Origin of the sequence: Streptomyces sp. NPDC014764 (assembly GCF_043082785.1) — a bacterium.
GTDB classification, from domain to species: domain Bacteria; phylum Actinomycetota; class Actinomycetes; order Streptomycetales; family Streptomycetaceae; genus Streptomyces; species Streptomyces althioticus.
This window is the reverse complement of record NZ_JBIBXY010000010.1, coordinates 100,131-113,732: the sequence shown is the minus strand read 5'-3', so window position 1 is coordinate 113,732 and position 13,602 is coordinate 100,131. Positions and strand designations below refer to the sequence as shown.

The window sequence follows — 13,602 nt, the reverse complement described above, 5'->3', positions numbered from 1 at the left end:
CTTCCCGTAAGGGCGGTTCGGACACCGGACGCTGAGGTCGAACGGCGCCCGCGGCGGCCCTCGGGAGGCACTACGGATGAATCAATGTCGCCAGGTCATACTCCTGAGGGTAGTCCTCCGCCCTTCGGCGGCACCACCACATTCCCCTTCCTCTTGAGCCGCTGCCAGGGCAGCCGGTACCCGCTGAGCGCGGTCAGGCAGGCCTGCACCAGCACCAGGTACATCACCTGCCGGTACACGACCTGTTGCACCGGCAGCGCCCACAGCGGCCGCAGCGGTTCCCCGTCGAGACGGAAGGCGTACGCGGCGCACACGCCCTGCACCGCCAGCACCCCGCACCACGCCAGCAGCGTGAGCGCCGCGTTCCCGAACACCAGCCCGTACACGGTCAGCAGGTCGATCAGCGGGGCGAGCAGCGGCGTGAGGATCTGGAACACCGCCAGCAGCGGCAGCCCCACCCGTCCGAACCGCCCGGCGTGCCCGCGCTCGACGAGGGCGTGCCGGTGCTTCCACGCGGCCTGCATGGTGCCGTAGCTCCACCGGTACCGCTGGCGCCACAGCTGTCGCAGCGAACCCGGCGCCTCGGTCCAGGCGACGGCGTGCTCCGCGTAGCGCACCTCCCAACCGGCCCGGTGCAGGGCCATGGTGAGGTCGGTGTCCTCGGCGAGTGTGTCCCCGCTGAGCATCCCGGCGCGGCGCAGGGCGGTGACGCGGAAGGCCCCGACGGCGCCGGGCACGGTCGGCATGCAGCGCAGCAGGTCGTACATGCGCCGGTCGAGGTTGAAACCCATGACGTACTCGATGTGCTGCCAGCGGCCGAGCATGCCGTGCCGGTTGCCGACCTTGGCGTTGCCGGCGGTGGCGCCTACTGACGGGTCGGCGAACGGCTCGACGAGGCGGCGGACCGTCGAGGGCTCGAAGACGGTGTCCGCGTCGAGCATCACGACGATCTCGTGCGAGGCGCGCAGCACCCCGGTGTTCAGCGCGGCGGCCTTGCCCCGGTTGGGCGTGCGCACCACGGTCACCCCGGGCAGCCCCAGCGCCTCGGCGGCGTCCGCGGTCCCGTCGTCGGAGCCGTCGTCCACGACGACGATCTCCACCGGGTGGTCGCTCGCGGCCAGCGACCGCAGCGTCTTGCCGATGCACACGACCTCGTTGTACGCGGGCACGACCACGCTGACCGGCCCGGTGACGGGCGGTCCCGGCCCGGCGCGCGGACGCCGGCGTGCGAGCCGCGCATGACGGTGGGCCAGCCCGAGCATCAGCACGCACCGCGCCAGCACCAGCCCCCCGACGACCAGCAGCAGCGCGCCCAGCACGGACACCGTCGTGCCCGACACGGTCACGGCGGTCACGAACACCAACCCGCGCCACCGCTCCGCCGTGTCGACACCACCCGTGAGGCGTTCGACGCCCACCAGCTCGGCGACCGTGGAGAAGCGGTAGCCGTCGGCCTTGAGCCGTGGCACCAGCGTCTCCAGCGCCCGCACGGTCTGCGAGCGGTCGCCTCCGGAGTCGTGGAGCAGCACGATCGTGCCCCGGCCGGGCACCTCGGGAACGGCGGCGTCGGCGATGGCACGGGCGCCGGGCCGGCTCCAGTCGCGGGTGTCCTGGTCGACGAAGGCCAGCACGTACCCCTTCTCGCCGAGGTACCGGGCGACGGTCCAGGAGGGGCCGTCCAGCGCGCCCGTGGTCGAGGAGTACGGCATCCGCACGAGCGAGCTGTGGACGCCGGCGGCCCCGGCGAGGGCGAGCTGGGTGAACGCCAGTTCCCGGTCGACCGCGTCCTGCGGCTGTGTGGCCAGGTCGGGGTGCGAGAAGGTGTGCACCCCGATCTCGTGTCCCGAGCGGATCAGGTCCCGTACGAGGCCGGGGTGGCGGGCGGTCTGCCGTCCGGTGACGAAGAAGGTGCCGGGTACGCCGTGGCGGTCGAGGACCTCGCGGATCCGGGGCGTCCACGCGGGGTCGGGTCCGTCGTCGAAGGTCAGGACGACCGTCCTGGCCGGGGCCCGGTAGGTGCGCGGCGGATCGTGGCCCGCGTCGACGACCGGTCCCCCGCCCGCGACCTCCGGGGGGACGCCCGCCCCGCTCCGTGCGGCCCGCTCCCCGCGGCCTTCCTGGTCTCCGGCGAATCCGCGGGAGGTGTATCCCTCGACGGCGAGGACGGAGACGACGAAGGCCAGCAGCACCAGCGGCACCACGATGCGGAACCAGCGCCGCCGCGGCACCGGTGTCGCGGGTGGTGGAGCGGCCGGGTGGTGCCGGCGCCCCCGCATCACGGGGTCCCGGCGGCCGGCGGGTCGTCGGGCTGGGGGGTGCCGGGGTTCTCGGACGGCGCCTCGGGCGTGGGCTGCGGCGTCCCGGGCGGTTCGGACGGGTCGTCCGTGCCGGGCCCGGACGGCTCGTCGGTGTCGGGCGGCGGCGTCTCGGAGTCGCCGCCGTCGCCCGGCGCGGACGGTTCACCGGCGCCCGGTTCCTGTGGCTCCTCGGGCGCACCCGGTTCCTCGGCGTCGGGCTCCTCGGGGGGCGTCGACCCGTCCGTGACCTCGACCCCGCCCGCGTCCGGCGGCTGCACCGGCACCCCGGCGACGCTCCCGGGACCGGCGCCGGGCGGCAGCAGCAGGGAGCCCGCCGGATCCTCACCGGCGATGAGCGGGATCAGCGGCGTGCCCGGCCCCACCCCGGCCCCGGCCTCCTCGGGCGGCCGGGCCTCCCCCTCGGCGTCCTGGCGCAGCGGGGCGGTCGGGGAGGACTCGCCGGGCAGTGGCGGCAGCAGGGCCTCCGGCGCGAACGGGGTCGCCCCCATCAGGCTCAGCGCGAGGACGCTCAGATAGCCGGCCGCCAGCCCGGCCGCCCCGTATCCGGCCCGCCGCAGCAGCCGGGCCCGCCGGCCGGAGGCGTCGACGAAAACCGGATCCGGCCCCTCGGGCTCACCGGTCACCGCACCGGAATCGGAGGGCTGCCGCATACGCCCCAGATTACGCCGGTCCAGTGACCCTCACGCGGGGACGGCCCGCCGGGAAGGGCGGGCCGTCCCCGCGTGAGGAACCGGTGTCGCGACCTAGGTCGGCGAGCCGGACGAGAAGCGCCGCAGCAGCGGCGACAGCACCAGCACGGACTTGGTCCGCTCGACGAACGGCTCGCCGGCGATCCGCTCCAGCACCCGCTCGAAGTGCCGCATGTCGGAGGCGAAGACCTGGGCCACCGCGTCCGCGTCCCCGGTGACGGTGGACGCGGCGACGACCTCCTGGTAGCGCTCCAGGCCCCGCTGGATGGTCTCCGGGGAGGTGTTGCTGCGGCAGTAGATCTCGACGAACCCCTCCGTCTCCCAGCCGAGGGCGGCAGGGTCCACCCGCACGGTGAAGCCGGTGATGGCCCCGGTGGCGCGCAGCCGGTCCACGCGCCGCTTCACGGCGGGCGCGGAGAGGCCGACGAGCTGGCCGATGTCCGCATAGGAGCGGCGGGCGTCCTCGGCGAGGGCGTGCACGATGCGTTCGTCGAGATCGTTCAGCACTGCGGGTGGTTCACTTCGCTTCTGACGGGGCGGGGGCGGCGAGCCGGGAGCGGCGGTAGCCGTAGAGGAAGTAGAACACGAGCCCGACGGCCATCCAGACACCGAAGACGACCCAGGTGACGGTGGACAGGCTGCCCATCATCCACAGGCAGAAGCCGAAGCCGAGGGCGGGCAGCAGCGGGGACAGCGGGACCCGGAAGGAGCGCGGCATGTCGGGGCGGCTGCGGCGCAGCACCACGACGGCGACGTTGACCAGGGCGAAGGCGAAGAGGGTGCCGATGCTGGTGGCGTCGGCGAGCTGGCCGAGCGGGACGGCGGCGGCGAGGACTCCGCAGAACAGGGAGACGATCAGGGTGTTGGCGCGGGGCGTGCCGGTGCGCGGGCTGACCCGGGCGAACACCTTGGGCACCAGGCCGTCGCGGGACATGGCGAAGAGGATGCGGGTCTGGCCGTAGAGCACGGTGAGGACGACGCTCGCGATGGCGATGACGGCGCAGAACGCCAGCAGGGTGCCCCAGAAGCTCTGGCCGGTGACCTCGCGCATGATCTGGGCGAGGGTGGCCTCTGAGTCGGTGAACTGCCGCCACGGCTTGGCGCCCACGGCGACGGCGGCGACGAGGACGTACAGCGCGGTGATGATCGCGAGGGACAGCAGGATCGCGCGGGGCAGGTCGCGCTGGGGGTTCTTCGCCTCCTCGCCGGCGGTGGAGGCGGCGTCGAAACCGATGTAGGAGAAGAACAGGGTGGCTCCGGCGGCGCTGACGCCGGCCATGCCGAGCGGCATGAAGTTCTCGTAGTTGCCGGAGCGGAAGCCCTGGACGCCGATGGCGCAGAACAGCACCAGCGCGCCGATCTTCACGATGACCATCACGGTGTTGGCGCGGGCGGACTCGCGGGCGCCGCCGAGCAGGAACGCCATGGCCAGCATGACGACGATCAGCGCAGGCGCGTTGAAGACGCCGCCGTCGCCGGGCGGGGCGGACAGCGCGGCGGGCAGGGTGACGCCGATGGTGCCGTCGAGGAGTTCGTTGAGGTACTCGCCCCAGCCGACGGCGACGGCGGCGACCGAGACGCCGTACTCCAGCATCAGACACCAGCCGCAGACCCAGGCGATCAGTTCGCCCATCGTTGCGTACGCATACGAGTAGGAGGAGCCGGAGACGGGGATCGTGCCGGCCAGCTCGGCGTACGAGAGGGCGGAGAAGAGGGCCGTCAGACCGGCGATGACGAAGGACAGCGTGACCGCGGGACCGGCCTTGGGGACCGCCTCGCCGAGGACGACGAAGATGCCGGTGCCGAGCGTGGCACCGATGCTGATCATGGTCAGCTGCCACAGCCCGAGGGAGCGGCGAAGGGTGCCGCCCTCGCCATGGCCACCCTCGGCGACCAGGCGTTCCACCGGCTTGCGGCGCATCAGACGCATGCCCAGGCCCTGGGAGTGCGGGGCGGAGGGACCGCCGTTGTGCGGGGGTGCGCCATGGTCGAGCACGCGGGGACTCCTTGATCGCTGCCGGACTTCCGCGGCCGGGACCGGACGGCACCCCGCGACAGCCGGGACCCGCCGAGCGGGGTCCCCGCCACACACGTACAGCGCGTAACCCTACGAGGTTCTTCGTTGCTGCTGAAATGCAGCAACCTTGCGCACCACCGCAAGATCATTGCGTTCCTCGAGGTGAGGCGGGTGTTCGTTGCGCCGGCCGTGTGGGCCGTTCCACACCCGCCCCACCGGACGGGGTCAGCTCCAGCTGGCGTGCAGCGGCTTGCCCTCGGCGTAGCCGGCCGCGCTCTGGATGCCGACGACGGCCTTCTCGGCGAACTCCTCCAGCGAGGCGGCGCCGGCGTAGGTGCAGGAGGAGCGGACGCCCGCGATGATCGAGTCGATCAGGTCCTCGACGCCGGAGCGCTCCGGGTCGAGGAACATGCGGGAGGTGGAGATCCCCTCCTCGAACAGCGCCTTGCGGGCGCGGTCGTAGGCGGACTCCTCGGAGGTGCGGTTGCGCACGGCGCGGGCGGAGGCCATGCCGAAGGACTCCTTGTAGGGGCGGCCGTTCGCGTCGTGCTGGAGGTCGCCCGGGGACTCGTAGGTACCTGCGAACCAGGAGCCGATCATCACGTTGGACGCGCCGGCCGCGAGGGCCATGGCCACGTCGCGCGGGTGCCGGACGCCGCCGTCGGCCCACACGTGCTTGCCGTACTTCTTCGCCTCGGCGGCGCACTCCAGCACGGCGGAGAACTGCGGCCGGCCGACGCCGGTCATCATGCGCGTGGTGCACATGGCGCCGGGGCCGACGCCGACCTTGACGATGTCCGCGCCCGCCTCGATCAGGTCGCGGACGCCCTCGGCGGAGACGATGTTGCCGGCCACGACCGGCACCTGCGGGTCGAGCCCGCGCACCAGCCGGACGGCGTTGATCATCGACTCCTGGTGGCCGTGCGCGGTGTCGATGACGAGGGTGTCGACGCCCGCCTCGAGGAGCTGCTTGGCCTTGCCCGCCACGTCGCCGTTGATGCCGACGGCGGCGGCGATGCGCAGCCGCCCCTGCGCGTCCGTGGCGGGCGTGTACAGGGTGGCGCGCAGGGCGCCCTTGCGGGTCAGGATGCCGGCCAGGCGGCCTTCGGCGTCCACCGCGGGCGCGTAGCGGCGGTTGGCGCCGTCGAGGGTGTTGAAGGCCTCACGCGGGTCCATGCCGGCGTCGAGGAGGAGCAGGTCCTTGGACATGACCTCGTCGAGCTGGGTGAAGCGGTCCACGCCGGTCAGGTCGGCGTCGGTGACCACGCCGACCGGACGGCGCTCCTCGTCGACGACCACGCCCGCGTTGTGCGCCCGCTTGGGCAGCAGGGACAGCGCGTCGGCGACCGTCTGGTGCGGGGCCAGCACGATCGGGGTGTCCAGCACCAGGTGGCGGGACTTCACCCAGGAGACGACCTCGGCGACGACCTCGATCGGGATGTCCTGCGGTATGACCACCAGCCCGCCGCGCCGGGCGACCGTCTCTGCCATGCGGCGGCCGGCGATCGCGGTCATGTTGGCGACGACGAGCGGGATCGTGGTGCCCGTGCCGTCGGGCGAGCTGAGGTCCACACCCTGCCGCGAGCCGACCGCGGAGCGGCTCGGCACCATGAAGACGTCGTCGTACGTCAGGTCGTACGGGGGCTGGATGTCGTTGAGGAAACGCACGTGCTGCACATCCCAGTCGATCAGAGGTGGCCCCCGGACAGGTCAGCCAGGGGGAAGAGCACGTACTTCATTCTCCCACGGCGACCGGAATGTCAGTCCCGGTCGGATCGTCCAGCCTGGTCGGGAAGGTGCTCGGCGGATCCTCCAACGGCGAGCGCCACGGTGAGCGCGGGATCGCGTTCCGACGCCTCGGCGAACACCTCCTGGGCGGTCGCCCACTCCTGCGGACGGGCGTCCGCGTAGGCATGCCAGCCGCGGACGACGAGCAGCAGGCCGCGTCCGTCCGCGCCAGCGGGCCAGACGGTGCGGTCGGAGAGGGAGTCGACGAGGGCGTCCCAGTTGCGGCCGAACCAGTCGGGCAGGCCGAGCGCGTGGGCGCAGCGGTCCATCAGGGCCGCCTTGTCGGTCACCCCGTCCAGGTCGAGGGGGACGACGAGCCGGCCGGTGAGGTCGTGGGTCATCTCGGTACCGCCGTGAACGATGCGTAGTGTCGTCGGTGTAGTAGGTCTCGCCGTTCCGGCCGGTGACCAGGCGCCGGGCGCCCCGGTCGTCGGATCCGGGCGTGGGCACCGTGTACTCGCGGTAGTAGCCGCGCTCGCGCCGGGGCAGCAGCCCTTCGAAGTTGCCGAACACGGAGCCGTCCCGCTCGTAGGGGAACGGGCCGCCCTCGTCGATGAGCCGAAGGGTGCGGCGGGCTTCGGCGGGCAGCCCGGACACATCGGTGACGGGCATCCCCTCGGCCCAGGCGGGGGTCCCGGTGCGGCCGCCTCCGTCGTCACCGCCGGACGAGCAGCCGGCCAGCAGGGCGAGGAGCAGGCAGGCCACGAGACGCGGGAGGAGGGCCCGGAGCGGCATCATGCGGCCGATGCTGCCAGGCCCCTCCCGTGCTCACACGCCGTCAGAGGCCGTCCGGGTCCGCGCGGTTCAGGGCGGAGCGCGGGGCGGGTCCGGCGGTCATCAGGTAGTCGGCGGCCGAGGTGTCGGTCACCAGGCTGGTGACGAGGCCGGAGCGCAGCACCGCGTCGATGGCCGGTCCCTTGCGCTGGCCGCCGGCGATGGCGACGACCTCGGGCATCTTGCGCAGCTGGTCGGTCTTGACGGTGATGCACCGCTCGCCCAGGTCGCGGCCGACCCTGCGCCCTTCGGCGTCGAAGAGGTGGGCGGACATCTCGGCGGCGACGCCGAGGGAGGCGTAGTGGGCCCGCTCCTCGTCGCTGAGCATGTCGTGCACCGTGGAGATGCCCGGCTCCCAGGAGCCGATGGACACACAGGCGACAGTGACCTTGTCGAAGTACTCGAAGGCCCGCGCGATGCCCGTCTGGTGGCGCAGCGCCTCCGCGGTGGCGGCGTCAGGGAGCAGCATCGGCGCGTAGATCGGGTGGGCGTCGCCGCCCGACACCTGCGCGGCGCGGCGCACGGCCTCGACCGAGCCGCGCTCCGCCGTGCCCGCGTCGTACACGCCGGTCAGCTGCACGACCGTGCAGGGCGGCAGCCGGTCCAGGGCCGCCGCCATGTGGATGGTGGAACGCCCCCAGGCGAGGCCCAGCACGTCCCCTTCGTTGACCAGCTCGCCGAGCAGGTCGGCGGCCACCTCTCCCAGGTTCTCCGGGTCGGGCGTCTCCTCGGCCTCGGCCGGGGACTCGACCACGACGGCGTGCCGCAGGCCGTAGCGGGCGCGGAGCGCGTCCGAGCGCTCGGCGTCCAGCTCGGCGGGCACGCGGATCTCGATGCGTACCAGATCCCGCTCGAGGGCGGTTTCCAGGACCCGGGCCACCTTGAAGCGGCTGACGCCGAACTCCTCGGCGATCTGGATCTTGGACTTGCCCTCGAGGTAGAAGCGGCGGGCCATGGCCGCCGCCTGAACCAGCTCAGCGGGTCCCATCCGCATGGCTGACCGGCCCGCCGACATACCCGACACGGCGATCTCCTCACTGCTGTTCACACTCTGGACTCGCCGTTCATCCTTGCAGATCCGGCGCTGTCGATCAGCCCTGCTGACCGCCGTTCACGTATATGACGCTCAGTGGTCGTGCAACCACGACGCCTCGGCCGTCGCGGTCTCCGCCTGCTTGCGCAGGGCGCGGACCGCCTCGGCCGGGTCCGACGCCCCGTACACGGCGGATCCCGCGACGAAGACGTCCGCGCCGGCGTCGGCGCACCGCTCGATGGTCGAGGCCGACACGCCGCCGTCGACCTGGAGCCACAGCTCCAGCCCGTGCTTGCTGATCAGCTCACGGGTGCGGCGGATCTTCGGCAGCATGATGTCGAGGAACGCCTGCCCGCCGAAGCCGGGTTCAACCGTCATGATCAGCAGCATGTCCAGCTCGGGCAGCAGGTCCTCGTACGGCTCGATCGGCGTCGCGGGCCGCAGCGCCATGGAGGCTCGGGCTCCCTTGGCGCGGATCTCCCGGGCGAGCCGGACGGGCGCGGTGGCCGCCTCGACGTGGAAGGTGACCGAGCCGGCTCCCGCCTCCACGTACTGCGGCGCCCAGCGGTCGGGCGCCTCGATCATCAGATGGCAGTCCAGCGGCGTGTCCGTGGCCTTGGCGAGCGACTCCACGACCGGCACGCCGAGCGTCAGGTTCGGCACGAAGTGGTTGTCCATCACGTCGACGTGGAGCCAGTCTGCTCCCTCGACGGCCTTCGCCTCCTCGGCGAGCCGGGCGAAGTCGGCGGACAGGATGCTGGGACTGATCTGCGGGGCCATGCCCCAAGCGTATGCGCTGCGCCGCGCGGCGGTGCGAACGGTCCGGGGACTGGTCAACGGCGGGTGTCGGCACGGAAGATCCGTGCCCACACCCGCCGTTGAACGGTCCGCCCGGTCGGTCCGGCTGCCCGGGGCGGTGGCGCGCCCGGCGGGCACAGACGGGTTCCTGGGCCCGGGGCCGAGCCGCCCCGACAACCCGGGCGCGCACGGCGCCTGTGATCTGCGGCCGCCGGGGACCGACAGGCCGGACGCCGGAGGGGCGACAGGCCGGACGCCGGAGGGCCGACAGGCCGGACGCCGGAGGGGCGACAGGCCGGACGCCGGAGGGCCGACAGGCCGGACGCCGGAGGGCCGACAGGCCGGACGCCGGAGCGAAGGCCGGCCGCCGCCCACGGGGTGGTGCCGTCGGGAGGAGGCTCGTCACCGATGGCATCGGTGCGTTCGCCGAGGCCGGAGACGGGGGTGGTGCCGTCGGGACGTGGCTCAGGCGTCACCGGCGGCATCGGTACGTTCGTCGGAGCCGGAGCAGGAGGGCGCGGGCGTCCTCCGGGTCAGGCGGTACGGCGTAGCAGCGCCAGATACATCGCGTCCGTGCCGTGGAGGTGGGGCCAGAGCTGGATGTCCGGGCCCTCGCCGAGGTCCGGGACGTCCGGGAGCAGCGGGCGGGCGTCGATCAGTTCGGCGTCCGGGAACTGCTTGAGCAGGTCCGCCACCACCGCCCGGGTCTCCGCGAGGTGCGGCGAGCAGGTGGCGTAGCCGACGACGCCGCCGACCCGCACGGACTCCAGGGCGGTGCGCAGCAGCCCGCGCTGGAGCGGCGCGAAGCCGTCCAGGTCCTCCGGGCGGCGCCGCCACCGGGCCTCGGGCCGGCGGCGCAGCGCGCCGAGACCGGTGCACGGCACGTCGACCAGGACGCGGTCGAAGCTGCCGGGCCGCCACGGCGGACGCGTCCCGTCGGCGGCGACCACCTGGTACGGGCCGGGGTTCCCGGCCAGCGCCTTGGCGACCAGCCCCGCCCGGTGCGGCTGCTTCTCGGAGGCGAGCAGTACCGCCCCGCGTTCGGCCGCGAGCGCGCCGAGCAGCGCGGCCTTGCCGCCGGGGCCCGCGCACGCGTCCAGCCACCGCCGGTCCAGCCCTTCCACCGGCGCCGCGGCGAGCGCGAGCGCCACCAGCTGGCTGCCCTCGTCCTGGACCCCGGCCCGCCCCTCGGCGACCGCCGGGACCGCGCCGGGCTCCCCGCCCTCGGTCAGCCGCACCGCGTAGGGGGACCAGCGGCCGGCGACGGCGGCCTCCTCTGCGAGCAGCTCGTCGGTGGTGGCCCGCCCGGGACGGGCGACCAGTGTCACCTCGGGCCGCTCGTTGTCGGCGCGCAGCAGTTCTTCCACACCGGCGCGTCCGCCGCCGAGGGAGTCCCACAGCGCGGAGACCACCCAGCGCGGGTGGGAGTGCACGACGGCGAGATGGTCCTCCGGGTCCTCGTCGTACGGCGGCGCGACCCGCTCCAGCCAGCCGTCCAGGTCGTCCTGGGCGATCTTCCGCAGCACGGCGTTGACGAACTTGGCGCGCCCGTCGCCGAGCACCACCCGGGCCAGCTCGACGGTGGCGGACACGGCGGCGTGCGTGGGAATGCGCGTGCCGAGGAGCTGGTGCGCGCCGAGGCTCAGCACGTCCAGCACCGGCGGGTCGACCTCGCGCAGCGGGCGGTCGACGCAGGCCGCGATGACGGCGTCGTAGGTGCCCTGGCGGCGGAGGGTGCCGTACACCAGCTCGGTGGCGAGCGCCGCGTCCCGCGCGTCGAACTTCTCGGGTCCCTCGCTCTCCCGCGCCTTGCGCAGCAGCGGGGGCAGGACGAGGTTGGCGTACGCGTCACGCTCGTCCACGGCCCGCAGCGCCTCGAAGGCGAGGATGCGGACGGGGTCCTTCTTGGGCCGGCGGTAGGGCTTGGCGGGCCTGCGGGGCCGACGGGGCTGGTCGCTCACGAAAAAGGTGCTCCGGATGTGGGTGGACATGCGCGCCCCAGCCTACGGCTTACGCCGGGGAGCAGCCCGTGGCCGTCAGCCGCCGAGGGTCTCCCCGGCCGCGATCCGCACCCCGCGCGCCCAGTCCGCGCCGCGCATCGGCTTCTTGCCCTGCGGCTGCACCCACAGCAGCTCCACGGCGTACGAACCGGTGCCGACGTACACGTTGTTCTTCCCGGCGGACAGCTGCCCGGGCGTCAGGTCCGTCCGCTCCGGTACGGGCCTGGCCTGCACGATCTTCAGCCGCTCGCCGCGGAAGGTGGTCCAGGCGCCGGGCGCGGGCGTGCAGCCGCGCACCACCCGGTCCACGCGCAGCGCCGGGGTCCCCCAGTCGACGCGGGCGTCCTCGACGTTGACCTTGGGGGCCAGGCTGACGCCCTCCGCGGGCTGCGGCACGGCCTTCAGCGTCCCGTCCTCGATGCCGTCCATCGTCGCGGCGAGCAGTCCGGCGCCGGCGAAGGCGAGCCGGGTGAGCAGGTCGCCGCTGGTGTCGGTGGGGCGGATCCCCTCGGTGACCGTTCCGTAGACGGGCCCGGAGTCCAGCCCCTCCTCGATGAGGAAGGTGCTGGCGCCGGTGATCTCGTCGCCCGCCATGATCGCGTGCTGCACGGGCGCGGCGCCGCGCCAGGCGGGCAGCAGCGAGAAGTGCAGGTTGACCCAGCCGTGGGCGGGGATGTCGAGGGCCACGCGCGGCAGCAGGGCACCGTAGGCGACGACTGGGCAGCAGTCGGGGGCGATCTCCCGCAGCCGCTCCAGGAAGTCGGGGTCCTTCGGCCTGACCGGCTTCAGCACCTCGATGCCCGCCTCCTCCGCCCGCTCGGCGACCGGCGAGGCGACCAGCCGGCGGCCGCGACCGGCGGGCGCGTCGGGCCGCGTGACGACAGCGGCGACCTCGTGCCGCCCGGAGGCGAGAAGAGCGTCCAGAGCGGGAACGGCGACCTCGGGGGTACCGGCGAAGACGAGCTTCATGGGGTGCGCAGGGCCTCTCGGGCGGGAACGGTTCGGGCGACGCACCAGTCTATGGGGCGGTCTTCACCCAGGGACGCAGGGACGGGGTCCGCGTCCGGGCCACGGAGCTCGCGGTGCAGGAACGTTCCGAGCTGGGGACGGTCCCGTGCCCGCCGGTCCCGTCAGGGGCGTACGCATATGCCGCCGCGCCCCAGCCCGTGACCCGGGGACCGGAACGGCGTTGGTCAAGGAAGAGTTGACCAAGGGCCCCGACGGGGTCCGTTCCTTTCAACGCCGGTTCGAGAGGCTTGTTCATGGCCGACCACGCAACCCACGACGCCCAGGCTCGGGCCAGCCTGCACTTGCTGGTGCGGGACATCGAGCGGGTCCGCCGGCAGGTGGACGCACTGCGCACGCTCACCGCCCAGCTCGGCAACGTCTACCGCCCCCGCCGCTCCGGTCCCTCCACGGGCTTCGTCGTCTACGGACGAGCCCCCGCCCCGACCGTCCGTCTCGCCCAGGAACTGCGGGACAGCGTCGAGACCCTGGTCACGGCTGCCGTGGACTTCGACCGCTCCCTGGGCTTCTCGTGGGACGCGGTGGGCTCCGCGCTCGGGGTCACCAAGCAGGCCGTGCACCGCCGGTACGGCGCCCGCCGCGCGGCCGCGCAGGCGTCGGCCTCCGCCGAGACCGAGCGGGCCCCGGAGTCGTCGGCGGGCACCCGGACGGTCAACGTCGGGTCCGGCGTGACGACGGTGCCGACCGTGCCGGCGGCCCGTGCGATGCCGACGCAGCCGACCGCCGGCAGCCCGTCCCTCCGCGAGGACCCCCGCCCCACGGCCTTCCCGACCCCCCGCAACGGCTGACCCCCGCCGCCCGCCCTCCCGCCGCCGTCCCGGGAGGGCGCGCACCCTTCTCTGAGGGGCGCGCCCCGTCGATTGGGCAGTCTCCCCGCTGTTCGAGGAACTGCTGGAGACCTTCCCCGAGCCCTCGACCTGATCGAGGCCGCCGCGACCGACGGCTCGACGGCCGTCATGGACGCCGCCGTCGACGCCATTCTCAGCGCCGGGTGCGGGTCGTCCCTGGCTGATCGCGCAGTTCCCCGCGCCCCTGAAGGACACGGACACCACGACCGCTGACAACAACCCACCACCGCCGCAGGCGCGGCAACACCTCACCAACACCGAGTGCGGGTCGTCCCTGCCTGATCGCGCAGTTCCCCGCGCCCCTGAGGGCG

At 73.7% G+C, this 13,602-nt stretch carries 11 protein-coding genes and 1 pseudogene; 1 reads left to right on the top strand and 11 read right to left on the bottom strand.

Annotated features, from left to right (window positions below):
• Positions 1 to 95: 95 nt before the first annotated feature.
• The 11 genes and pseudogenes from ACF1AG_RS23390 to fmt all read right to left on the bottom strand — a co-directional run bounded on the left by ACF1AG_RS23390 (position 96) and on the right by fmt (position 12,386).
• Positions 96 to 2,276, bottom strand: coding sequence for a bifunctional polysaccharide deacetylase/glycosyltransferase family 2 protein (locus tag ACF1AG_RS23390; protein WP_391810344.1), 2,181 nt, complete (start codon positions 2,274 to 2,276; stop codon positions 96 to 98).
• Positions 2,276 to 2,968, bottom strand: a complete 693-nt coding sequence (locus ACF1AG_RS23385; RefSeq protein WP_359607769.1) for a hypothetical protein — start codon at positions 2,966 to 2,968, stop codon at positions 2,276 to 2,278. Before ACF1AG_RS23385 ends, ACF1AG_RS23390 begins: the two co-directional genes overlap by 1 nt.
• Positions 2,969 to 3,061: 93 nt before the next feature.
• Positions 3,062 to 3,514 carry an Lrp/AsnC family transcriptional regulator gene (locus ACF1AG_RS23380; RefSeq protein WP_033275118.1) on the bottom strand — a complete coding sequence of 151 codons (453 nt, stop codon included), beginning with the start codon at positions 3,512 to 3,514 and terminating at the stop codon, positions 3,062 to 3,064.
• A 10-nt stretch (positions 3,515 to 3,524) separates the two neighbouring features.
• Entirely contained in the window at positions 3,525 to 5,003 is a 1,479-nt protein-coding gene (locus ACF1AG_RS23375) for an amino acid permease (protein WP_359603707.1), read from the bottom strand.
• 246 nt (positions 5,004 to 5,249) lie between these two features.
• Positions 5,250 to 6,692: a GuaB1 family IMP dehydrogenase-related protein gene (locus ACF1AG_RS23370; RefSeq protein WP_391810366.1), complete on the bottom strand. Its 1,443-nt coding sequence runs from the start codon at positions 6,690 to 6,692 to the stop codon at positions 5,250 to 5,252.
• Positions 6,693 to 6,784: 92 nt separating this feature from the next.
• A complete protein-coding gene (locus ACF1AG_RS23365) occupies positions 6,785 to 7,153 on the bottom strand; it encodes a barstar family protein (RefSeq protein ID WP_359603705.1) in 369 nt (122 codons plus the stop codon).
• Positions 7,150 to 7,550, bottom strand: a pseudogene (locus ACF1AG_RS23360) (ribonuclease domain-containing protein). The gene ACF1AG_RS23365 and the pseudogene ACF1AG_RS23360 overlap by 4 nt, the downstream one beginning before the upstream one ends.
• A gap of 40 nt (positions 7,551 to 7,590) precedes the next feature.
• The gene (locus ACF1AG_RS23355) at positions 7,591 to 8,634 is read right to left on the bottom strand and encodes a sugar-binding domain-containing protein (protein WP_359603701.1); all 1,044 of its coding nucleotides are present in this window, start codon (positions 8,632 to 8,634) and stop codon (positions 7,591 to 7,593) included.
• Between the two features lie 78 nt (positions 8,635 to 8,712).
• A complete protein-coding gene (gene rpe, locus ACF1AG_RS23350) occupies positions 8,713 to 9,399 on the bottom strand; it encodes a ribulose-phosphate 3-epimerase (RefSeq protein WP_359750229.1) in 687 nt (228 codons plus the stop codon).
• 551 nt (positions 9,400 to 9,950) lie between these two features.
• The gene (locus ACF1AG_RS23345) at positions 9,951 to 11,378 is read right to left on the bottom strand and encodes a transcription antitermination factor NusB (RefSeq protein ID WP_359603697.1); all 1,428 of its coding nucleotides are present in this window, start codon (positions 11,376 to 11,378) and stop codon (positions 9,951 to 9,953) included.
• Positions 11,379 to 11,453: 75 nt separating this feature from the next.
• Positions 11,454 to 12,386: a methionyl-tRNA formyltransferase gene (fmt, locus tag ACF1AG_RS23340; RefSeq protein ID WP_387796820.1), complete on the bottom strand. Its 933-nt coding sequence runs from the start codon at positions 12,384 to 12,386 to the stop codon at positions 11,454 to 11,456.
• A gap of 293 nt (positions 12,387 to 12,679) precedes the next feature.
• Between fmt and ACF1AG_RS23335 the strand changes: the two genes are divergently transcribed.
• Positions 12,680 to 13,231, top strand: coding sequence for a hypothetical protein (locus ACF1AG_RS23335; RefSeq protein WP_359603694.1), 552 nt, complete (start codon positions 12,680 to 12,682; stop codon positions 13,229 to 13,231).
• Positions 13,232 to 13,602 lie beyond the last annotated feature (371 nt).